The following is a 19694-nucleotide window of genomic DNA, read 5'->3' as shown; positions in this document are numbered from 1 at the left end:
GCAATCCGGTCCGGGCGGCCCAACCTGAATGCGGAGAGACACCCGTGAAGCGCACCTATCAACCGAGCAAGCTCGTGCGCGCCCGCCGGCACGGCTTTCGTGCGCGCATGGCGACCCGTAACGGCCGCAAGATCATTGCCGCCCGTCGCGCGCATGGTCGCAAGCGCCTGTCGGCCTGATCCGATCCCTGACATGACCGCGACGCATCACGCCGCGGTCATCCTGTCTCTGGTCGAGAGGGCTGGGGTCGAACGGGCTGGGGCCAGCCTCGCCCTCGCCTGAGGAACGGCGCCCCTATGGACCGGCTCGTCAAGCGCAAGGACTTCCTCGCCGCCGCCGGCGGGCTCCGGGCCAATTCCGGGCCGCTGCTGCTGCAGGCTCGCGACCGCGCCGATGACGGCGCCGTGCGCATCGGCCTCACCGTCACCAAGAAGCACGGCAATGCCGTTGAGCGGAACCGGATCCGGCGCCGCCTGCGTGAAGCCGTGCGCGACGCCCTGCCCCGCGTGGCCCGGCCCGGCTTCGACTATGTGATCGTCGCCCGGCGCGCCGCCCTCACCACGCGCTTCACCGACCTCGTAAACGATATCGAGCGGGGGATAACCCGCCTCCATTCTGGGAACCGGCGCCGGCACCCGCCCGCGCGGCCCCAACCTGCCGCAGCCCACGCTGCCGCGCAGGCGACCGCGCACGCCGACGGAGAGACTGCGCATGACGAGTGAAAACCGCAACATGATCGTCGCCATCGTGTTGTCGATGGTGGTGCTGCTGGCCTGGCAATATTTCTCCGGCATCCCGCAGATGGAGGCCCAGCGCCAGGCGCAGCAGACGACGCAGCAGGGCCAGTCGACCGCGCCGACGGCGCCGGGCGCGTCCTCCGACGCCTCGGCCCCGGCCCCCGCCGCGGCGGCGCCCAAGGCGCTGACCCGCGAGGAAGCCCTCGCCCGCACCCCGCGCGTCGCCATCGACACGCCCAGCGTCACCGGCTCGGTGTCGCTGCGCGGCGGCCGCATCGACGACCTGTCGCTGAAGAACTACCGCGAGACCGTCCAGCCCAGCTCGCCGATCATCACCCTGCTCTCGCCCTCCGGCGGGCCGAACCCGTTCTATGCCGAATTCGGCTGGGTCGCCGCCTCCGGCTCCAATGTGAAGCTGCCGGCCCCGGACGCGCTGTGGACCGCCCCCGACGGCGCCAAGCTCACCACCGAGACGCCGCTCACCCTCACCTACGACAATGGCGAGGGTCAGGTGTTCCGCCGCACCCTCTCCGTCGACGCCAACTACATGTTCCATGTGGTCGACGAGGTGGAGAACAATGGCGCCGCCGCGGTCGCGCTGCACCCCTTCGCCCTGGTCTCGCGCCACGGCACCCCGCACACGCTGGGCTACTACATCCTGCATGAAGGCCTGATCGGCGTGACCTCCGAGGGCGGCCTGCACGAGATCAAGTACAAGGACATCGCCGAGCGGAAGACCGAGAGCTTCACCTCCACCGGCGGCTGGCTCGGCATCACCGACAAGTACTGGGCGGCGACCGTCATCCCGGATTCCGCCGAGAAGGTGCAGGCGCGCTTCTCCGCCGTGCCGTCCGGCAACGATCTCACCTTCCAGACCGACTTCCTCGGCGACGCCGTCACCGTCGAGCCGGGCGCCAAGGCCACCCGCGACGGCCGGCTGTTCGCCGGCGCCAAGGTGGTGCGCCTCGTCGACGGCTACCAGGCGCAGTACAATATCGACCGCTTCGACCGGCTGATCGACTGGGGCTGGTTCTACTTCATCACCAAGCCGCTGTTCGTCGTCATCGACTGGATCTACCACCTGGTCGGCAATTTCGGCATCGCCATCCTGGCGGTCACGGTGCTGATCAAGGGCATCTTCTTCCCGCTCGCCAACAAGAGCTACGCCTCGATGGCGAAGATGAAGGCGGTGCAGCCGGAGATCCAGTCGCTGCGCGAGCGCTATGGCGACGATCGGGTGAAGCTCCAGCAGGAGATGATGGAGATCTACAAGAAGGAGAAGATCAACCCGATCGCCGGGTGTCTTCCGATCCTGATCCAGATCCCCGTCTTCTTCGCCCTCTACAAGGTGCTGTTCGTCACCATCGAAATGCGGCACGCGCCGTTCTTCGGCTGGATCAAGGACCTGTCGGCGCCCGACCCGACCACCCTGTTCAACCTGTTCGGCCTGATCCCCTGGGATCCCTCGCAGGTGCCGGTGATCGGCCACTTCCTGATGCTCGGCATCTGGCCGATCATCATGGGCTGCACCATGTGGGCGCAGATGAAGCTCAACCCGGCGCCGCCGGATCCGACCCAGAAGATGATCTTCGACTGGATGCCGCTGATCTTCACCTTCATGCTGGCGAGCTTCGCCTCCGGCCTCGTCATCTACTGGGCCTGGAACAACACCCTCTCGGTGCTGCAGCAATCGGTGATCATGCGCAAGAACGGCGTGAAGGTGGAGCTCTGGGACAACCTCAAGAGCACCTTCGGCCTCGGCAAGAAGAAGAAGGCGGGAGCCGGATAGCGCTCCCCGCCGGCAAGGCGAACGACAGGACAGCGGGAACGGCCAGGCGGCGGTTCCCGCTGTTTTCATTTGCGCGGGGCCGCCTGTGCCCTGCCGCGCCGCGGGCGGCCGCTACACGCAGATGTGCGCCGCCGCCACCCTCGTCCGGGTATAGAGTGCCGGCATCGGCCAGAAGGTGATCCCATGAGGTGATCCATGCGGCAGGTCGCTCCGAGAGGCTTCGCCGTCGCCGCCCTGCTTCTTCTGGCGGGTCTTCCCCTGCGCGCCGATTCCTACCGGATCGACCCGGCACAGACCGAGATCGCCTTCGAGATCGGCGCCAAGGGCTATCCGCTGACCCACGGCGTGTTCCATCGCTTCAACTCGCAGCTGACCATCGACCTCGACCGGCCGCAGCGCTCCTCGGTGCGGTTCTCCGTCGCCGCCGCCTCGCTCGATACCCGCTCGCCCGCGCTCGACACCTATGTGCGCGGCCCGGCCTTCCTCGATTCCGACCGGCATCCCGACATACGCTTCACCTCCACCTCGGTGGAGAAGCTCGACGACCGCTCGGTCCGCGTCACCGGCAACATGACGCTGCTGGGCACCACCCGGCCCGAGAGCGTCGTCGTCGAGGTCCGGCACAACGGCGCCCATGGCTTCAGCTTCCACGCCACATTCGGCGTGCGGCGCTCGCTCTACGGCATGACCGCCGGCCTGCCGCTGGTGTCCGACGATGTGCGCATCATCGTCGCCGCGCATGCGGACGGCACATGACGCCCGCGCCCGCGCATTGGAGCCGCCCGCTTCGCCTTCTCCACTGGCTGATGGCGGCGCTGCTGCTGGCGCTGCTGGCGGTGGGCTGGACGATGACGCATGTCCAGCGCGACCTCGGCACCACCTTCGCGCTCTATCAATGGCACAAATCCTACGGCCTGCTGGTGCTGCCGCTGCTGGCGCTGCGGCTCGCCGCGCGGCTCGCCCCGACGCCCGCCCCGCTCGAGCATTCCCGCCTCGAACGCCGGGCCGCGCGGGCGGCGCATCTCGGTTTCTATGCGCTGATGCTGGCGGTGCCGCTCTCCGGCTGGCTGATGGCGGCCGCCTCGCCGCTCGCCCTGCCGACCCGGCCTTTCGAGCTGTTCACCCTGCCGGCGCCGGTCGGCCCCGACGAGGCGCTGTTCGAGCGGCTGCAATTCCTCCACGAGGTGCTCGCCTATGCCCTGCTGGCGCTGCTGGTCCTGCATGTGCTGGCGACGCTGAAGCACCAGTTCCTCGACCGCGACGGCATCCTGCGGCGGATCACGCTCTGATCGACGGCGCCGGCACCGGCATGGCTTGCGCAACGGCGCCGGGCGGCGGATAAGCGGGACATGAGCACCGACAACGCCAGCACCGGCAACACCAACGCCGACAATACCAACGCCGACACCTCGCCCGAGGCCGCCGCCCGCGCGGCCGAGCATGCCGCGCTGATCGAGGCCGGCCGCAAGCTGTTCGCCGGCGAGTGGAACTTCCTCACCGCCGCCCCGACCATCGAGACCCTGCCGGCGATGCGCGGCATCGAGATCGCCTTCGCCGGGCGCTCAAACGTCGGCAAGTCGAGCCTGGTCAACGCGCTGACCGGCCGCAAGGCGCTGGCGCGCACCTCGGTGACGCCCGGCCGCACCCAGGAACTGATCTTCTTCGGGCTCGGCCCAGAGCTCACTTTGGTCGACATGCCCGGCTACGGCTTCGCCCAGGCGCCGAAGGAGAAGGTCGACGCCTGGACGGCGACCATCCACGCCTATCTGCGCGGGCGCGCCAATCTCGCCCGCGTCTTCGTGCTGATCGATTCCCGCCACGGGCTGAAGCCGATCGACCTCGGCGTGCTCGACGGGCTGGACAAGGCGGCGGTGTCCTACGCCATCGTGCTGACCAAGGCCGACCAGCTGAAGAAGGCGGAGCTCGCCAAGCGGATCGAGGAGACGCAGGCGGCGCTCACCCGCCGGCCGGCGGCCTTCCCGGTGGTGTTCCCGACATCGAGCCGCGAGGGCACCGGCATGCCGGAGCTGCGCGCCGCGGTGGTGACGCTGATGCGCGAGCGCGGCTTCGGCTGACCGGCCACCCTACCCCGCCATCGGCGGATCGAGGCGGGCGAAGCCGGCCTGCCGGCGATAGGGGAAATAGGGATAGGGCGCCGTCACCGCGCTCGCCGCGTCGAGCCGGGCGATCTGCCCGGCCTCCAGCGCCCAGCCCACCGCGCCGAGATTGTCGAGAAGCTGCGCTTCGTTGCGGGCGCCGAGGATGACCGAGGACACCGTCGGGCGCCGCAAGAGCCAGTTGATCGCCACCTGTGGCACCGTCTTGCCGACCTCCTGCGCCACCTCGTCCAGCACGTCGACGATGCGGTAGAGCCGCTCCTCCTCCACCGGCGGCCCGAAGGCGGCGGTCTCGTGCAGGCGGCTGCCGGCCGGCAGCGGCGCGCCACGGCGCAGCTTGCCGGTGAGCCGTCCCCAGCCGAGCGGGCTCCACACCAGCGCCCCCAGCCCCTGATCGGCGCCGAGCGGCATCAGCTCCCATTCATAATCGCGGCCGACCAGCGAGTAATAGACCTGGTTGGCGACATAGCGCGGCCAGCCGTGCCGCTCGGCGGCCGCCAGCGACTTCATGATCTGCCAGCCGGCGAAATTCGACACCCCGACATAGCGCAGCTTGCCGGCCCGGATCAGCGTATCGAGCGCCGTCAGAACCTCCTCCACCGGCGTCGCCGCATCGAAGGCGTGCAGCTGAAGCAGGTCGATATAGTCGGTGCCGAGCCGGGCGAGCGCCGCGTCCACCGCGCCCAGCAGGCGCGGGCGCGACGTGCCGGCCTCGTTCGGCCCCTCGCCCATCGGCAGGCCGGTCTTGGTGGAGATCAGCACCTTGTCGCGCCGGCCGCGGATCGCCTCGCCGAGCACCCGTTCCGAGGCGCCGTCGGAATAGACGTCGGCGGTGTCGAACAGGTTCACCCCGGCATCGAGGCAGATATCGACCAGACGGCGCGCCTCGGCCGCATCGGCGGTGCCCCAATGGCCGAACAGCGGGCCGGTGCCGCCGAACGTGCCGGCGCCGAAGGAAAGGGCGGGCACTTTCAGCCCCGAGCGGCCGAGCGGGCGGTAGTCCATGGCAGGCTCTCCATGCGGATTCATCGCTGCCGGTGAAGATGGAACCGCCGGCATCTGTGAGATAGAGTGCCGAACCGCACAGCATCTGTGAGATGAAAGACCGAATGGCGCGCCACGAGATCAATCGCTCCGGCGAGATGGAAGTGTTCGTGCGGGTGGTCGAGCACGGCGGCTTCTCCGCCGCCGCCCGGGCGAGCCGGATGACGCCCTCGGCGGTGAGCAAGCTGGTGGCCCGGCTGGAAGCGCGGCTCGGCTCGCGGCTGGTCACCCGCTCGACGCGGCGGCTGGAGCTGACGCCGGAGGGCTGTGCCTTCTATGAGCGCGCCGCCCGCATCCTCGCCGACATGGAGGAGGCCGAACGCAGCGCCGGCGCCGGGGAGCGGCCGGTCGGCCGGGTGCGGATCAGCACCAGCGCCTCCTACGGCGTGCATGTGCTGGCGCCGATCCTGCCGGATTTCCTGTCGGAGCATCCCGGCGTCAGCCTCGATATCGTCCAGACCGACACCGTGGTCGACCTGCTTGCCGAGCGCACCGACGTCGCCATCCGCGCCGGCGAGCTGAAGAGCTCCAGCCTGCTCGCCCGCCGGCTCGGCGACACCGCGAAGCTCATCGTCGCGGCGCCGGCCTATCTGGCCCGCGCCGGCACGCCGCAGCGCGCCGCCGAGCTGGAGGCGCATCTGCGGCTCGGCTTTTCCTATGAACGGGCGGTGGAAGGCTGGCCGCTGCGGGAGGACGGGCGCGAGATCCTGCTGCCGGCCGCCGGCCGCGTGCAGGCGAGCGACGGCGAGGCGCTCCGCCGGCTGGCGCTTGCCGGGGTGGGTCTCGCGCGGCTCGCCGCCTTCACCGTGCGCGAGGACATTGCCGCCGGGCGGCTGGTGCCGGTGCTGGAGGCGCTCAATCCCGGCGACCGCGAAAGCTTCCACGCCGTGCATCCCGGCAGCGGCGGTCCGCTGCCGGCGCGGGTACGGGCGCTGATCGATTTCCTCGCCGAGCGCGGCCGGGTGAGCTAGCCGGCGTGCCTAGACATCGTTGGCGGAGGAGAGGTTCTCCGGCTGGATATAGGACGGCGTCGAGCGCAGCCGGAGGCCCGGCCCGCCGCCGGCGCTCGGCAGGCCGGCATCGATGAACTCGACGCCCGCATGCTCCAGCGCCCGGCGCATGCGCACGCTCTCATTGGGATCCTCGCCGTCGCCCGGCTCGCGGCCCTGCTCGAAGGCCTCGACATAGGCGCCCGTCACCCCGGCATGGCCGGCCAGCTCCCCGACCGACCAGCCGAGCATGGCGCGGGCGGCGCGGCACTGTTCGGCACCGAGCGCGGGAACCCCGGAATCGAGCGGATCGGCCATGGAGCACTCCTGACGCGAAGGACGGACGAGGACCTGTGAGGATGGCCGGCCGGCGCCCTCCGGCGCCGCTCAGGCGGCGTTGGAGGCCGCCGTGCCGTTGAGGATGGCGTAGATGGTGGCGGCGTCGTGCGAGGCGCGCAGCTTCTTGGCCGCCTCGGGATCGCGCAGCAGCCGCGCCACCCGGGCGAGCGCCTTCAGGTGATCCGCCCCCGCCGCCTCCGGCGCCAGCAGCAGGAAGACGAGATCCACCGGCTCGCCGTCCAGCGCCTCGAAGTCGATCGGCTTGTCGAGCCGCGCGAATAGGCCGAACAGCTTGTCCATCCTGGCGAGCTTGCCGTGCGGGATGGCGATGCCGTTGCCGACGCCGGTGGAGCCGAGCCGCTCGCGCGAATTGAGCGTGTCGAAGATCTCGCGCTCGTCGCGGTTCAAGAGGGCCGCGGCCTTGGCCGAAAGTTCCTGCAACGCCTGCTTCTTGCTGCCGACCCGCAGCGCGGGGAACACGGCAGACGGCGAAAGGATATCGTTCAGGGCCATAGCGCGATCCGGGTGGAGGGCATGGGCTGGCGGGAGTCGCGGGACCGGACGGGCCGGCCCGCGCTCCGGGAGTGAAACGGAAAGATCAATGCACGTCTTCCACGGCGGCGAGCGGCGGGTCGATCCAGCCGACATGGCCGTCCGCCCGCCGATAGACCACGTTGACCCGGCCATGGCTGGCATGGCGGAACACCAGCACCGCCGCGCCGGTGAAATCAAGCTCCAGCACCGCGTCGCTCACGGCGAGGCGCGGCATGTTGGCGGTCGCCTCGGCCACCACGGTCGGGCTCCAGCCGTCGAGCGCCTCGCCGTCCTCATGGTCGGGGGTCTCGAACACGGTGAGCGGCACGGTCTCGGGAAGACCGGTCTCCGCCTCGCCGTTGCCGGCGCGGCGCTTCACCCGGCTCTTGTAGCGGCGCAGCCGCGTCTCGATGCGCTCCACCGCCGCGTCGGCGCTGGAATAGGGGTCCTGGGCGCCGCCATGCGCCTGCAGGATGGCGCCGCTGTCGAGATGCAGCGCACAGTCCGAGCGATAGCCGGACCCCTCCCGCGCGACGGTGACGTGGCCGGACCAGCCGCCGTCGAAATACTTGTCCATGACGTCGGACAGCCGGTCGGCAACCCGCTGGCGCAGTGCCTCTCCAACGTCGAGATTTTTGCCAGAAACCCGCAGCGGCATCGTGACTCGTCCCTCTGCTGGGGCATGAGCGGGGAGAACTACGTGCACACGCTCCTCCCGCCGATTGCCCGAACCCCTTACTTGCCCGGCCGGTGCCTTTAAGAGGTAGGAGCCGTGAAGGAAAGTGTCAACGTAAACCGAGCGGTACCGCCGCGTGGCGCACAATTTCGCGGTTTTCCGCCCCTGTGGACAGCGCCGCGGCCGGTGCCGCGTCAACTGCCGGCGGCGGCCGCCTGCTTCTCCCGGCGCCGCTGCACCGAGGAGGGAATGCGCATCGCTTCGCGGTATTTAGCCACCGTGCGACGGGCGATGTCGATGCCGGATTCGCGCAGGCGTTGCACCAGCGTGTCGTCGGAGAGCACGTCGTCCGGGCTCTCGGCATCGATCATCTGCTTGATGCGGAAACGCACCGATTCGGCCGAATGTGCTTCCCCGCCATCCGACGACGAAATGGAGGACGAGAAGAAATACTTCATCTCGAAGATTCCGCGCGGCGTCGCCATGTATTTGTTCGAGGTCACGCGAGAAACCGTGGATTCGTGCATGCCGATGGCGTCCGCCACCATACGCAGGTTCAGCGGGCGCAGATGCTGCACGCCGAGGGTGAGGAAGGCGTCCTGCTGGCGCACGATCTCGATGGCGACCTTCAATATGGTGCGGGCGCGCTGGTCGAGCGAGCGGGTGAGCCAGGTCGCCGTCTGCATGCAGTCGGTGAGGAAGGCCTTCTCGCGGTCGTTGCGGGTGGTCTTCGACACCTTGGAATAATAGGCCTGGTTCACCAGCACGCGCGGCAGCGTGTCGGAATTGAGCTCGACATGCCACGAGCCGTCGGTGGCGGGGCGCACGAACACGTCCGGCACCACCGGCTGGATGACGCCGGAGCCGAAGGCGAGGCCTGGCTTGGGATTGAGCCGGCGCACCTCGGCGACCATCTCGGCGAGGTCCTCCTCGTCCACCCCGCACAGGCGGCGCAGCGCGTTGAACTCGCGCCGCGCCAGCTGGTCGAGATGCGACAGCAGCGCCGCCATCGCCGGATCGAAGCGGTTGCGCTCCTTGAGCTGCAAGGCGAGGCACTCGGACAGCGAGCGGGCACCGATGCCGGCGGGATCGAAGCCGTGGATGGTGGCGAGCACGCTCTCCACCCGGGCGAGCGGGGCGCCGAGCTTCTCGGCGACGCCGGCGAGATCGGCGGTGAGGTAGCCCGCCTCGTCGATGAGGTCGATGAGATGGTGGCCGATCAGCCGGTCCACCGGATCGGTGAGCGCCAGGGAAAGCTGGCCGCCGAGGTGATCGGCGAGCGAGGTCTCGGCCGGGACGAAGGATTCGAGGTTGTAGCCTTCCTCGTCGCGCCCGCCGCCGCCGACGCCGGCCCATTCGGAATAGCCGGGCGTCTCCATCCCCGCCGCCGCGCCCGTGGGCTCGCGGCCGACATCGTCCGGGAACACGTTCTCGAGGCCGGTATCGAGCCGGTCCTCGATGGCGCTGCGCGAGGAATCGAGCCGGTCTTCCAGCCAGTCGGCGGCGCGGGCGTCGTGCTCGGCGCCGTGCGGTTCGGGCGACGCGTCATGCGCCTCGTGGACCGCCACCTCCAGCACGCCCTCGCCGGCCCGCTCGCCCGCCGCGCCCTCGCCTTCCGGCTCCGACTGGCGCTCCAGCAGCGGGTTGCGCTCGAGCTCCGCCTCGACATAGGCGACGAGATCGAGATTGGAGAGCTGCAGCAGCTTGATGGCCTGCATCAGCTGCGGCGTCATCACCAGCGACTGCGTCTGGCGGAATTCGAGGCGCGGGCCTAGCGACATGGGAGCAAACCTCCATGCCGGGTGCGGGAACGGCGTGAGCGCGACAGGTGCGCCATCTTACAGCCGGAACTCCTCGCCGAGATACAGCCGGCGTACCTCGGGGCTGGCCACGATCTCCTCGGGCGAGCCTTCCATCAGCACGGTGCCGGAATGGATGATGTAGGCCCGGTCGATGAGGCCGAGCGTCTCGCGCACATTGTGGTCGGTGATCAGCACGCCGATGCCGCGATGGGTGAGATGGCGCACCAGCGCCTGGATGTCGCCCACCGCGATGGGATCGATGCCGGCGAAGGGCTCGTCGAGCAGCATGAAGGTCGGCCGCGTCGCCAGCGCGCGGGCGATCTCGACGCGCCGCCGCTCGCCGCCCGACAGGGCGATGGAGGGCGACTTGCGCACATGGGTGACGCGGAACTCCTCCAGCAGCGCGTCGAGCTCCATCTCGCGGCGCTTGCGGTCCGGCTCCACCATCTCCAGCACGGCGCGCAGATTGTCCTCCACCGACAGGCCGCGGAAGATCGAGGCCTCCTGCGGCAGGTAGCCGACCCCGAGACGGGCGCGGCGGTACATCGGCAGATGGGTGACGTCGTGGCCGTCGAGCTCGATGCGGCCGGCATCGGCCTTAACGAGGCCGGTGATCATGTAGAAGATGGTGGTCTTGCCGGCGCCGTTGGGGCCGAGCAGCCCGACCGCCTCGCCGCGCCGCACGCCGAGGCTGGCCTCGCGCACCACCTTGCGGCCGCCATACTGCTTGACGAGCCCCGTGGCGCGCAGCAGCCCGACATTCTGCGCCGCCTCGCCGGCGCGGCGCCGGGCGCCGGTGCCGTTCTGCGGATGACCACCATTCCCGGAACCGAAGTCCGCCGCGGACGGCGGAACCATCTGGCGTTCGCGGCTCCCGACCGGAAACAATCTCACGCGCACCCTCCGTGGCGAAAAGCACCACGATAAGGGTGATAGCCAATCCCGGACCCGCTGGCAAATACGCCAAGCAAAAATCGGGCCGAAATCATGTGGGGAGACGCAGGAGACGGCGAGGAGCCGGGGAGACCGGAATCCGGCACCCGACGGGGCGAGGCCGGGGCCCGCGTGCCGCCTTCGGGCCTCCGTGCCGGGAGGAAGCGCCGGACGACCCTCAGGCCGAACCGGGAACCGCCGCGTCAGGGCGACGTCCGCACGGCGCCGCCATCGAGGGGCGGCGCCAAGGCATCGTCACGGCATCGTCACGACGTCGTCACGGCTTGGGCTTGGCCGGCGCGCCGGGCTGCTGCTTGACGCTGCCCGGCACGATCAGGCTCTCGACGCGGCCGCCCTCGATGCGCGAGGTGCCGGTCGTGAGGTCCACCACCAGCCGCTTGCCGCGCACCACGTTCTGGCCGGAGGTGAGCACCACCGGATTGCCGGTGAGGGTGATGGTGTTGCTCTTGGCCTCGAACACGCCCTGGTCGCCGGTCGCCTGCTGTTCCTTGGTGGTGACGATCACCCCGCCATTGATCTCCAGCCGTCGGATGGAGGACGAGTTGATCGGGTTGCCCGCCGCCGCGGCCGTCGCGGCATCCGCCGCCGGCTTGGCATCGCCGGCCGGCTTCGCCTCCCCGGCGGGTTTGGCGTCAGATTTGGCGTCGCCCGCGGGCTTGGTGTCGGTGATGCTCTTGCCGTCGTAGAACACCACCAGCTCGCGCGAGCGCATGTTGGTGTCGCCCTGCTGCACCACGACATTGCCGGAGAAGATGGCCTTCTTCTCCTGGTCGCGCACCTCGAGGGTGTTGGCGTCGATCTTGATCGGCTGGTCGCGATTGGCCGCGAAGCCCTGCAGGGCGTTGGGCACGTTCTGCCCCTGGGCCGCCGCGGGACGCGCGACGAGCGCGACCGCCAAGGCGGGGGCAAGGGCGAGCAGGAGAGCGGCGGAACGGGACAATGCGTACATGATCTATGTCTATCCGGCTGCGCGCAGGCATTCAATGGGAAGCCGGAAGATCCCGGCCCGCGAGGCCCCCGCCGCCGGGACGCCCGCCCCTCCCGGCATCACGGTATAGCCCGGGTCGACGGCGCGGCGGAAGCCGGGTCCAGCGCCACCGCGGTGGTGCCGGTCTTCAGCTCCGCCTTGTTCTCCGGCGGCAGCTTGAACACCAGCGAGACATTGCCGGTGAACAGGGCCCGCGCGTCCTTCTGCGTCACCTCCATGCGGTCGGCGGTCAGCCGCGCATCGGTATAGGTGAGCTCGACCGGGTGCTCGCTGACCAGCCGCCCGTCGCGCATGCTGACCGACGCCTCCTGCAGCTTGCCGGCATAGCCCGCATTGGTGGAGAACTCGACGCCCTCCCCCAGCGTGATGTCCTGCGTCTTGGTGTCGTAGCTGCCGACCTTGGCGGTCAGCTTGGCCCAGCCCTGCTCGGCCAGCTCGATGCGCGCATGGATCACTTCGAGATCGATGCGGTTGGGCTGGGTCAGGTCCTGCGACGCCGCTTCGGCGGTGAGGTTGTAGCCGCGATTGTCCTCGGTGAAGCCGCTGAGCTTGGGCAGCTCCATCTTGATGCGGCTGCCGGACAGCGAGGCGCGGCCGAGCTCCACCGGCAGGTCGACGGGAATGCGGAACGGATCCAGCCAGACGAAGCCGCCAATGGTCGCGAGGCCGAGCACCACCGCCACCGGCGTGCCGCGCTTGAACAGGCGGACCCAGCGGCTATGGCGCGCGGCATCGCGGAAGCGCTGGCTCGCAGCGGCCACGCGGCGTGCCGACGCCGCGCTCCCCGGCCCCGACGCGCTCTGCTCGGCGGATGTGATCTGTCGATTCATGAGTTGAGGCACGTCCCCGGTCGCCGGCCCCTCCAGCGGCACTTAAAATGGCGACTCCACCCCCCGCGCGCAAGCCACGCCGGCCCGCCGCAGGGTAAAACGCCGCAAACCCTTGATAGAGCTCAGCTATGCGCGAAGATGTCCTCTTCCGGCCAGCCGGCGAGGTCGAGCGCGGCGCGGGTCGGCAGGAAGCGGAAGCAGGATTCGGCGAGGGCGGTGCGGCCCTCGCGCGCCAGCATGGCGACCAGCTTCTCGCGGATGGCGTGCAGATAGAGCACGTCGGAGGCGGCATATTGCAGCTGCGCCTCGGTGAGGTCCTCGGCCGCCCAGTCGGAGCTCTGCTGCTGCTTCGACAGGTCGACGCCGATAAGCTCGCGCGCCAGCTCCTTCAGCCCGTGGCGATCGGTATAGGTGCGGGTGAGCTTGGAGGCGATCTTGGTGCACCAGATCGGCTCGACCGGCACGCCGAACGCCTTGCCGAGCACCGCGACGTCGAAACGGGCGAAGTGGAACAGCTTGACGATGCCGGGGTCGGCGAGCAGCGCCTCGAGGTTCGGCGCGCTGCCGGGGCCGGCGCCGGCCGGGATCTGCACCACGTCGGCCGAGCCGTCGCCCGGCGACAGCTGCACCACGCACAGCCGGTCGCGGTGCGGGTTGAGGCCGAGCGTCTCGGTGTCGATCGCCACGAAAGGCGACTTTTCCGGCGAATAGCGCGACAGGTCGACGAGGTCGCCGCGATGCAGGCGGATGGTCATGAGGCTCGGCCCTTTATGCGATGGCGGCTGATTATCACCCGCCACCCGCGTGGACAACCTCGCCGCTCAGCCGGCCAGCGCCTGGAGGACGAAGCCGGCGAACAGCACGAGCCCGGCGTCGCGGTTGGAACGGAACAGCTTCAGGCACAACGCCGGGTCGTCGATGTCGAGCCGCGCGATCTGCCAGGCGAGATGCAGGGCGAACAGCGCCACGCCGGCATAGGCGAACAGGCCGCCGCCCGCCGCGGCCGCCGCCGCCGCGATCAGCAGCGCCGCCCCGGCATAGAAGCCGACCAGCCAGGGCCGCGTCGCGCGCTCGAACAGCCGGGCGGAGGACTTGACCCCGACCACCGCGTCGTCGGCGCGGTCCATATGCGCGTAGATGGTGTCGTAGCCGATCACCCACAGGATCGAGCCGGCATAGAGCAGCAGCGCCGCCGGCGGCAGCGCCTGCATCAGCGCCGCGAACCCCATCAGCGCGCCCCAGGAGAAGCACAGGCCGAGCACCGCCTGCGGTATCCAGATCACCCGCTTCATCAACGGATAGACGGCGACGATGCCGAGCGAGGCCAGCGCGGTGACCTGCGCGAAGCGCGGCAGGCAGAGCAGGACGGCAAGACCGACCAGCGCCTGCGCGACCAGGAAGGCGAAGGCGGCGGCGAGGCTCACCTGCCCCGAGGGCAGCGGCCGCGAGCGGGTGCGCTCGACCTTGCCGTCGATGTCGCGGTCGAGAATGTCGTTCCAGGTGCAGCCGGCGCCGCGCATCGCCACCGCGCCGAGCGCGAACAGCAGGAGATAGCCGAGCGCCGCCGCGAAATCGGCAGCGAGGCCGTCGGCGCGCAGATGCCGGGCCGCCAGCGCCACCGACCACCAGCACGGGATCAGCAGCAGCCAGGAGCCGATCGGCCGGTCGAGGCGCGCCAGCCGCAGATAGGGATGCGCGAAGGACGGCGCGTGCCGCTCCACCCAATTGCCCGCGGCATCGGCGGGAGCGGCGGCGGGAGCGGTCACGGTCATCGGAGGCGCGGCCGGCGGGATCAGCGCAGCGCGCTGCCGCCGAGCGTGTCGAACACGCCGCCGGGCTTGTTGGCGGACACGCCGGGCAGGCCGCTCGACAGGCCGAGGCCGGAGGCCACCGAGCTCTGCGGCGGCGCACCGCCGCCGGCAGCACCGCCGCCGGACTGCATGTCGGCGGCGACCTTGCACACCTTGTCGCGCACCCCGACCACACCGTTGGTATTCTCGCGCAGCTTGGAGAGCACCTCGTCCGGCACGCCGCACTTGGTCTTGTTGGTGCGCAGATAGCTGAGGAACTTCTGCTGCGACGAGGCGAAATTGCGGAACAGCGGGCACAGCTCCGACGGAGGCCGCTTCTTCTTGGTGGCCGCCTGCAGGGCGTTGCCGCGGGATTCGAGATCGCCGCGCAGCTTGTTCACATTGGTCTGGCAATCGGCCATGTCGCCCGAAGGCTGGGCGCCGCCGCCGGGCATCGCGGAAGGGGACGACAGCGAGGGAGCCGCCAGGCCGGCGCTGCCCAGATCCGACGCCATGCCGTCGGGCGACAGCGAGGGAGCCGGCGCGGTGGCCGCCGGCGCAGTGGCGGCCGGGGCGGGCGTCGTGCTCATCGCCGGGGGCGTGCTGTCGCCGCTGCCGCCGGGCGTGCCGATCCATTGGGCGCCCGCCGGGACCGCCGCCAGCGCCACGCCGGCCATGGCCGCGAGACCGACGAAGGCGGCGTGGGTGCCGCGCGTCGCGCGGGAGCTGGCCCGATGGCCGTGCAAAAACTGACGTGTCATTCCGTCTTCCGCTGAAGGGACGTCGCTTACCAAGCGTGATACAGAGGCCTGAAACTTAGGGCAATATCACGGCAGAATGGTTAATTCCGCCTGTTACCGCCCACCCACGCCCCCAGATGCAGGCAGAGTTATGGCGCGCATGCGCGGCGAGAGTGCCGAGGCCGAGGCCTATGATTTCCGCGCCCAGCGGCTGTTCGTGCCCGACGAGCTGGGCGACGGGGCGGAGATCCGCCTCGACCGCGACCGGGCGCATTATGTCGCCGATGTGATCCGCCTCGAGCCGGGCGCGGCGCTGCACCTGTTCAACGGGCGCGACGGCGAGTGGCGCGCCGTGCGCCAGAGCGCGGGAAAGCGCGACGTCGTCCTGCGTTGCGAGCGGCAGCTCAGGCCGCAGGCCCCGCTGGCCGCCCTCGACTACGCCTTCGCGCCGCTGAAGCATGCCCGGCTCGACTATATGGTGCAGAAGGCGGTGGAGATGGGCGCCGGCCGCCTCGTGCCGGTGATCACCCGCCACACCCAGGCCACCCGCGTGAACACCGAGCGCATGCGGGCGAACGCCATCGAGGCCGCCGAGCAATGCGGCATCCTCGCCATTCCCGAGGTCGCCGAGCCGCTGCCTTTCGAGCGCTGGCTGGCCGGCCTCGAACACGAAAAAGTGATCATATTCTGCGACGAGGCCGCCGGGCCCGGCGACCCGGTGGCGAGGATCCGCGCCGCCGGCACCGCGCCGCTGGCGGTGCTGGTGGGGCCCGAGGGCGGCTTTGCCGAGGTGGAGCGGCGGATGCTTATCGCGCGCGATAGAACCATCGTCCTCTCGCTCGGCCCCCGCATCCTGCGGGCCGACACGGCGGCGGTGGCGGCCCTCGCCCTGGTCGGCGCGGCGCGCGAAATCTGACGCTGCGGCAGCCGGTGAATCCCACGGTGAAATCGCGGAAATTCACCGATTTGCGTTGCCCTTCGGCCTGTGTATGTTCTCGCGCCCCAATTGGCTCGTCCGAGCCGCCGGAGTTCCCATGGCGCGAGACCAGATCGACACCCAGCCCATCGAGAGCCGCGACGAACTGGTCGCCTGGCTGGAGGCCGGCTGCAAGCCGCCGCAGCGCTTCCGCATCGGCACCGAGCACGAGAAATTCCCCTTCACGCTGAACGGCCACGCGCCGGTGCCCTATGAAGGCGCGAACGGCATCCGCGCCCTGCTGGAGGGCATGCAGGCGCTGAACAGCTGGGAGCCGATCATGGAGGGCGAGGCGATCATCGGCCTCGCCGACACCGTGGGCGGCGGGGCGATCTCGCTGGAGCCCGGCGGGCAGTTCGAGCTTTCCGGCGCGCCGCTGGCCTCGATCCACGAGACCTGCGCCGAGGTGAACGGCCATCTCGACCAGGTGCGCGAGGTGGCGACCCCGCTCGGCTTCGGCTTCCTCGGCCTCGGCATGAGCCCGAAATGGACGCTGGCGCAGACGCCGGTGATGCCCAAGGGGCGCTACCGCATCATGGCCAACTACATGCCGAAGGTCGGCTCGCACGGCCTCGACATGATGTTCCGCACCTGCACCGTGCAGGTGAATCTCGATTTCGCCTCCGAAGCCGACATGGTGAAGAAGCTGCGGGTCGGCCTCGCCCTGCAGCCGGTCGCCACCGCCCTGTTCGCCAACTCGCCCTTCACCGAGGGCAAGCCCAACGGCTTCCTCTCCTTCCGCTCGGAGATCTGGCGCGACACCGACAATGAGCGCGCGGGCATGCTGCCCTTCGCCTTCGAGGACGGCATGGGCTTCGAGGCCTATGTCGACTATGCGCTCGACGTTCCCATGTATTTCATCAAGCGCGGCGATCACTACATCGACGTCGCCGGCTCGTCCTTCCGCGACCTGATGGCCCGCAAGCATCCCGCGCTGCCCGGCGAGGGGCCGACCGTCTCCGACTGGGCCAACCACCTCTCTACGATCTTCCCCGAGGTGCGGCTGAAGCGCTATCTCGAAATGCGCGGGGCGGATGCCGGCTCCTGGAAGAACCTCTGCGCGCTGCCGGCCCTGTGGACCGGCCTCTATTACGACACCACCAGTCTCGACGCCGCCTGGGACCTCGCCAAGGGCTGGAGCGCGGCCGAGCGGCAGAAGCTGCGCGACGACGTGCCGAGGCTCGGCTTCAAGGCCGAGATCGCCGGCCGGACGATGCTCGACCTGGCGCGCGAAATGGTGTCCATCGCCCGCGCCGGGCTCGCCCGCCGCGACAGGCGCGACAGCCAGGGCCGCGACGAGACGCGCTTCCTCAAGCCGCTGGAAGACAGCCTGGCGGAAGGCATCACCCCGGCCGAGCGCCTGCTGGCGCGCTATGAGGGTCCGTGGGGCGGCTCGGTGGAGCCGGTGTTCGACGAGGACGCCTACTGAGCCCGCCGGCGGCGGGGCGGCGTCAGCCCTGCCACGAGCCGGCGCGATAGGTGCCGATGCTCCACAGATGGCCTTCGGGATCGCACACCGCGAACTCCCGCGAGCCATAGGGGGTATCGTAGATGTTGATCACCACCCGGGCGCCGGCGGTCCGCGCCCGCACCCAGAGCGGTTCGGCGTCCGCCACCGTCACATAGATGCCCTGGGTGACGCCGCCGGCCTCGCCCGGCCGGATCATGCCCAGCGCGTCCTCCTTCAGGCCACCCAGCATGATGGCGGAGGAGCCGAGCCGCAGCTCGGCATGGGCGACGCCGCCCGCCTCGTCGTCGACCACCAGGATCGGCTCGAAGCCGAAGGCCCGCTCCAGCCAGTCGATGGCCGCGCGCGGATCGGCGTAGCGCAGGAACGGCACGATGTCGCCGGAAACGGGACTGGTTGCCATGGCGGCCTCCCCGGAGCTGTGGCCTCTCGCCTGCCGCCACAACCGGCGGGACGCGCCCCGGGTTCCTATTCCGCCGCGATCGCCGCTTCCGAAATATTGTCCAGGCCCTGCACGATGTGATCGGCGAGCGCGTCGGCGAGGGCGGAATGCTCATGCCGGTTGCGCACCAGCCCGATGCGGCACGGCGCCAGCGCCGGAAAGCCCTCGCTGGGACCGAGCACCCGCATGCCCGGCCGCAGGCCGGATTCCGGCAGCACGGAGATGGCGAGCCCGGCGAGCACCGCCGCCGACACCGCCGTCGAGTTGGAGGAGGTGTAGAGGATGCGGAACGGCCGGGCGAGCGCCTGCAATTGCGCGATCGCCTCCTGCCGCCAATTGCAGCTCTGCCGGCCGAGCGCCAGCGGCAGCGGCTCCTCGAGATGCGTGGCGTGGCGGCTCGACCCCACCCAGAGCAGCTGCTCGCGGCGGATGATCTCGGTCTCGCGGGCGATCATTTCGCAATCGGTGATGATCGCCAGGTCAAGATCGCCGGTGTCGATGCGATCGATCAGATCCGTTGATGGATCGCACACCACGGTCAGCTCGACATTGGGGTGGGTGTGCGAGAAGCGCGCCATGATCTCGGGCAGGTAGCGATCGGCGTAATCGTCGGGCACGCCGAGGCGCACGCGGCCGGAAAGCTCGGCATTTGTGAGGCTCGCCACCGCCTCCATGTTCAGCCGGACGATGCGGCGGGCGTAGTCCAGCAAACGCTCGCCCTCGTCGGTGAGGCGCGAGGCGCGCCCGTCGCGGGAGAAGATCGGCTTGCCGACCCGCTCCTCCAGCCGCTTCATCTGCATCGACACTGCCGACTGGGTCTTGTGCACCACCTCGGAGGCCCGGGTGAAGCTGCCGGTTTCGGAGATGGCTATGAACGTTCTTAATTGATCAATGTCGAGCAGGGCGGTCATGGCGGGACCCTCATGGCGCGTATCATCAAAATCGATGATAACTCGGATCAGAAACATTCGCTAGTGTGATCAATGGATCGCGCGCATAACCATTTCGTCGCGAACGGGTGACGGCGAATTCGGGTGGGCGCGGGACGCGCCATCGGCGAAATAGCCCGCACCGCCGCGCGACCGACGCAGATGGAGGAATCGATGTCGTACATGGGCGAAGTCCGCAGAACCGCGTTTTCATCCTTCGGTGCCGCTGCCAGCGGACTGCTGGCCGGTGGCTTCGTGACCCTCGTGCGTATCGCCAAGGCGCTGCACCGCCGTACGGTGCTCAACCGGCTTGGCGACTTCGACGACCGCATGCTCAAGGATATCGGCCTCACGCGCGCCGACCTGCGCGATGCCGCCTCCGGCCCGATCTGGCAGGACCCGACCAGCGTGCTGGTCGTGCGTGCCGTCGAGCGTCGCGCCGGCCGCCGGCAGGCGGTGCGCGACAGCCTCGACGCGATGCGCCCGCAGGCCGAGCCGAACGCCGCCACCCGCGAAACCGCCGGGTGCCACTGATCATGCCGGGCCGCAA

At 69.8% G+C, this 19694-nt stretch carries 23 protein-coding genes; 10 read left to right on the top strand and 13 right to left on the bottom strand.

What is annotated here, in order from left to right; genetic code table 11:
- The first annotated feature begins 44 nt into the window (after positions 1-44).
- From rpmH to yihA, 6 genes are all read left to right on the top strand, one after another.
- Positions 45-179 carry a 50S ribosomal protein L34 gene (gene rpmH / locus KHC19_RS09985; protein WP_213340341.1) on the top strand — a complete coding sequence of 45 codons (135 nt, stop codon included), beginning with the start codon at positions 45-47 and terminating at the stop codon, positions 177-179.
- A gap of 117 nt (positions 180-296) precedes the next feature.
- On the top strand, positions 297-722 hold the full coding sequence (gene rnpA, locus KHC19_RS09980) for a ribonuclease P protein component (RefSeq protein ID WP_213352196.1): 426 nt from the start codon (positions 297-299) through the stop codon (positions 720-722).
- Positions 712-2526: a membrane protein insertase YidC gene (gene yidC / locus KHC19_RS09975; RefSeq protein ID WP_213352195.1), complete on the top strand. Its 1815-nt coding sequence runs from the start codon at positions 712-714 to the stop codon at positions 2524-2526. Before rnpA ends, yidC begins: the two co-directional genes overlap by 11 nt.
- Before the next feature lie 195 nt (positions 2527-2721).
- A complete protein-coding gene (locus KHC19_RS09970) occupies positions 2722-3282 on the top strand; it encodes a YceI family protein (protein WP_213352194.1) in 561 nt (186 codons plus the stop codon).
- Positions 3279-3815, top strand: coding sequence for a cytochrome b (locus KHC19_RS09965; RefSeq protein WP_213352193.1), 537 nt, complete (start codon positions 3279-3281; stop codon positions 3813-3815). Before KHC19_RS09970 ends, KHC19_RS09965 begins: the two co-directional genes overlap by 4 nt.
- Positions 3816-3875: 60 nt before the next feature.
- Positions 3876-4601: a ribosome biogenesis GTP-binding protein YihA/YsxC gene (gene yihA, locus KHC19_RS09960; RefSeq protein ID WP_246548612.1), complete on the top strand. Its 726-nt coding sequence runs from the start codon at positions 3876-3878 to the stop codon at positions 4599-4601.
- A gap of 9 nt (positions 4602-4610) precedes the next feature.
- Here yihA and KHC19_RS09955 read toward each other — a convergent pair whose 3' ends face one another.
- Positions 4611-5648 (bottom strand): aldo/keto reductase, encoded by a 1038-nt coding sequence (locus KHC19_RS09955; RefSeq protein ID WP_213352192.1) that lies wholly within the window; start codon positions 5646-5648, stop codon positions 4611-4613.
- Between the two features lie 104 nt (positions 5649-5752).
- Here KHC19_RS09955 and KHC19_RS09950 point away from each other — a divergent pair, with 104 nt between their 5' ends.
- Positions 5753-6658, top strand: a complete 906-nt coding sequence (locus tag KHC19_RS09950) for a LysR family transcriptional regulator (protein ID WP_213352191.1) — start codon at positions 5753-5755, stop codon at positions 6656-6658.
- Between the two features lie 9 nt (positions 6659-6667).
- Here the strand turns inward: KHC19_RS09950 and KHC19_RS09945 are convergent, their stop codons facing one another.
- The 10 genes from KHC19_RS09945 to KHC19_RS09900 form a co-directional block, all read right to left on the bottom strand.
- The gene (locus tag KHC19_RS09945) at positions 6668-6994 is read right to left on the bottom strand and encodes a helix-turn-helix domain-containing protein (protein ID WP_213352190.1); all 327 of its coding nucleotides are present in this window, start codon (positions 6992-6994) and stop codon (positions 6668-6670) included.
- A 69-nt stretch (positions 6995-7063) separates the two neighbouring features.
- On the bottom strand, positions 7064-7528 hold the full coding sequence (ptsN, locus tag KHC19_RS09940; protein WP_213352189.1) for a PTS IIA-like nitrogen regulatory protein PtsN: 465 nt from the start codon (positions 7526-7528) through the stop codon (positions 7064-7066).
- Positions 7529-7613: 85 nt separating this feature from the next.
- Complete coding sequence (gene hpf / locus KHC19_RS09935) at positions 7614-8207, bottom strand: ribosome hibernation-promoting factor, HPF/YfiA family (protein ID WP_213352188.1); 594 nt, start codon at positions 8205-8207, stop codon at positions 7614-7616.
- A 212-nt stretch (positions 8208-8419) separates the two neighbouring features.
- Positions 8420-10006: an RNA polymerase factor sigma-54 gene (gene rpoN, locus KHC19_RS09930; protein ID WP_213352187.1), complete on the bottom strand. Its 1587-nt coding sequence runs from the start codon at positions 10004-10006 to the stop codon at positions 8420-8422.
- A 57-nt stretch (positions 10007-10063) separates the two neighbouring features.
- Positions 10064-10885 carry an LPS export ABC transporter ATP-binding protein gene (gene lptB / locus KHC19_RS09925; protein ID WP_246548599.1) on the bottom strand — a complete coding sequence of 274 codons (822 nt, stop codon included), beginning with the start codon at positions 10883-10885 and terminating at the stop codon, positions 10064-10066.
- Between the two features lie 352 nt (positions 10886-11237).
- Positions 11238-11930: an LptA/OstA family protein gene (locus KHC19_RS09920; protein ID WP_213352186.1), complete on the bottom strand. Its 693-nt coding sequence runs from the start codon at positions 11928-11930 to the stop codon at positions 11238-11240.
- A gap of 98 nt (positions 11931-12028) precedes the next feature.
- Positions 12029-12799 carry an LPS export ABC transporter periplasmic protein LptC gene (gene lptC / locus KHC19_RS09915; RefSeq protein WP_213352185.1) on the bottom strand — a complete coding sequence of 257 codons (771 nt, stop codon included), beginning with the start codon at positions 12797-12799 and terminating at the stop codon, positions 12029-12031.
- A gap of 122 nt (positions 12800-12921) precedes the next feature.
- The gene (locus KHC19_RS09910) at positions 12922-13554 is read right to left on the bottom strand and encodes a ribonuclease D (protein ID WP_213352184.1); all 633 of its coding nucleotides are present in this window, start codon (positions 13552-13554) and stop codon (positions 12922-12924) included.
- Between the two features lie 66 nt (positions 13555-13620).
- The gene (gene ubiA / locus KHC19_RS09905; protein ID WP_378297061.1) at positions 13621-14565 is read right to left on the bottom strand and encodes a 4-hydroxybenzoate octaprenyltransferase; all 945 of its coding nucleotides are present in this window, start codon (positions 14563-14565) and stop codon (positions 13621-13623) included.
- A gap of 26 nt (positions 14566-14591) precedes the next feature.
- Positions 14592-15350 carry a hypothetical protein gene (locus KHC19_RS09900; RefSeq protein WP_213352182.1) on the bottom strand — a complete coding sequence of 253 codons (759 nt, stop codon included), beginning with the start codon at positions 15348-15350 and terminating at the stop codon, positions 14592-14594.
- Between the two features lie 130 nt (positions 15351-15480).
- Between KHC19_RS09900 and KHC19_RS09895 the strand changes: the two genes are divergently transcribed.
- Positions 15481-16245 (top strand): 16S rRNA (uracil(1498)-N(3))-methyltransferase, encoded by a 765-nt coding sequence (locus KHC19_RS09895; protein WP_213352181.1) that lies wholly within the window; start codon positions 15481-15483, stop codon positions 16243-16245.
- A gap of 118 nt (positions 16246-16363) precedes the next feature.
- Complete coding sequence (locus KHC19_RS09890; protein ID WP_213352180.1) at positions 16364-17734, top strand: glutamate--cysteine ligase; 1371 nt, start codon at positions 16364-16366, stop codon at positions 17732-17734.
- A 22-nt stretch (positions 17735-17756) separates the two neighbouring features.
- On the opposite strand, the gene KHC19_RS09885 is transcribed toward KHC19_RS09890, so the two are convergent.
- Entirely contained in the window at positions 17757-18176 is a 420-nt protein-coding gene (locus KHC19_RS09885; protein WP_213352179.1) for a VOC family protein, read from the bottom strand.
- A gap of 65 nt (positions 18177-18241) precedes the next feature.
- Entirely contained in the window at positions 18242-19126 is an 885-nt protein-coding gene (locus KHC19_RS09880; RefSeq protein ID WP_213352178.1) for a LysR substrate-binding domain-containing protein, read from the bottom strand.
- Positions 19127-19306: 180 nt separating this feature from the next.
- Between KHC19_RS09880 and KHC19_RS09875 the strand changes: the two genes are divergently transcribed.
- The gene (locus KHC19_RS09875) at positions 19307-19678 is read left to right on the top strand and encodes a DUF1127 domain-containing protein (RefSeq protein ID WP_246548591.1); all 372 of its coding nucleotides are present in this window, start codon (positions 19307-19309) and stop codon (positions 19676-19678) included.
- The last annotated feature ends 16 nt before the right edge of the window (positions 19679-19694 follow it).

The organism is Ancylobacter oerskovii, assembly GCF_018390555.1.
In the GTDB taxonomy this organism is placed as follows: Bacteria; Pseudomonadota; Alphaproteobacteria; order Rhizobiales; family Xanthobacteraceae; genus Ancylobacter; species Ancylobacter oerskovii.
This window is presented reverse-complemented; position numbering and strand designations above follow the sequence as displayed.

Bases quoted from the DNA above. Each gene is read 5' to 3' on its own strand.
- rnpA (WP_213352196.1), top strand. From the start codon at position 297: ATGGACCGGCTCGTCAAGCGCAAGGACTTCCTCGCCGCCGCCGGCGGG.
- yidC (WP_213352195.1), top strand. From the start codon at position 712: ATGACGAGTGAAAACCGCAACATGATCGTCGCCATCGTGTTGTCGATG.
- KHC19_RS09970 (WP_213352194.1), top strand. From the start codon at position 2,722: ATGCGGCAGGTCGCTCCGAGAGGCTTCGCCGTCGCCGCCCTGCTTCTT.
- KHC19_RS09965 (WP_213352193.1), top strand. From the start codon at position 3,279: ATGACGCCCGCGCCCGCGCATTGGAGCCGCCCGCTTCGCCTTCTCCAC.
- yihA (WP_246548612.1), top strand. From the start codon at position 3,876: ATGAGCACCGACAACGCCAGCACCGGCAACACCAACGCCGACAATACC.
- KHC19_RS09955 (WP_213352192.1), bottom strand. From the start codon at position 5,648: ATGGACTACCGCCCGCTCGGCCGCTCGGGGCTGAAAGTGCCCGCCCTT.
- KHC19_RS09950 (WP_213352191.1), top strand. From the start codon at position 5,753: ATGGCGCGCCACGAGATCAATCGCTCCGGCGAGATGGAAGTGTTCGTG.
- KHC19_RS09945 (WP_213352190.1), bottom strand. From the start codon at position 6,994: ATGGCCGATCCGCTCGATTCCGGGGTTCCCGCGCTCGGTGCCGAACAG.
- ptsN (WP_213352189.1), bottom strand. From the start codon at position 7,528: ATGGCCCTGAACGATATCCTTTCGCCGTCTGCCGTGTTCCCCGCGCTG.
- hpf (WP_213352188.1), bottom strand. From the start codon at position 8,207: ATGCCGCTGCGGGTTTCTGGCAAAAATCTCGACGTTGGAGAGGCACTG.
- rpoN (WP_213352187.1), bottom strand. From the start codon at position 10,006: ATGTCGCTAGGCCCGCGCCTCGAATTCCGCCAGACGCAGTCGCTGGTG.
- lptB (WP_246548599.1), bottom strand. From the start codon at position 10,885: ATGGTTCCGCCGTCCGCGGCGGACTTCGGTTCCGGGAATGGTGGTCAT.
- KHC19_RS09920 (WP_213352186.1), bottom strand. From the start codon at position 11,930: ATGTACGCATTGTCCCGTTCCGCCGCTCTCCTGCTCGCCCTTGCCCCC.
- lptC (WP_213352185.1), bottom strand. From the start codon at position 12,799: ATGAATCGACAGATCACATCCGCCGAGCAGAGCGCGTCGGGGCCGGGG.
- KHC19_RS09910 (WP_213352184.1), bottom strand. From the start codon at position 13,554: ATGACCATCCGCCTGCATCGCGGCGACCTCGTCGACCTGTCGCGCTAT.
- KHC19_RS09900 (WP_213352182.1), bottom strand. From the start codon at position 15,350: ATGACACGTCAGTTTTTGCACGGCCATCGGGCCAGCTCCCGCGCGACG.
- KHC19_RS09895 (WP_213352181.1), top strand. From the start codon at position 15,481: ATGGCGCGCATGCGCGGCGAGAGTGCCGAGGCCGAGGCCTATGATTTC.
- KHC19_RS09890 (WP_213352180.1), top strand. From the start codon at position 16,364: ATGGCGCGAGACCAGATCGACACCCAGCCCATCGAGAGCCGCGACGAA.
- KHC19_RS09885 (WP_213352179.1), bottom strand. From the start codon at position 18,176: ATGGCAACCAGTCCCGTTTCCGGCGACATCGTGCCGTTCCTGCGCTAC.
- KHC19_RS09880 (WP_213352178.1), bottom strand. From the start codon at position 19,126: ATGACCGCCCTGCTCGACATTGATCAATTAAGAACGTTCATAGCCATC.
- KHC19_RS09875 (WP_246548591.1), top strand. From the start codon at position 19,307: ATGGAGGAATCGATGTCGTACATGGGCGAAGTCCGCAGAACCGCGTTT.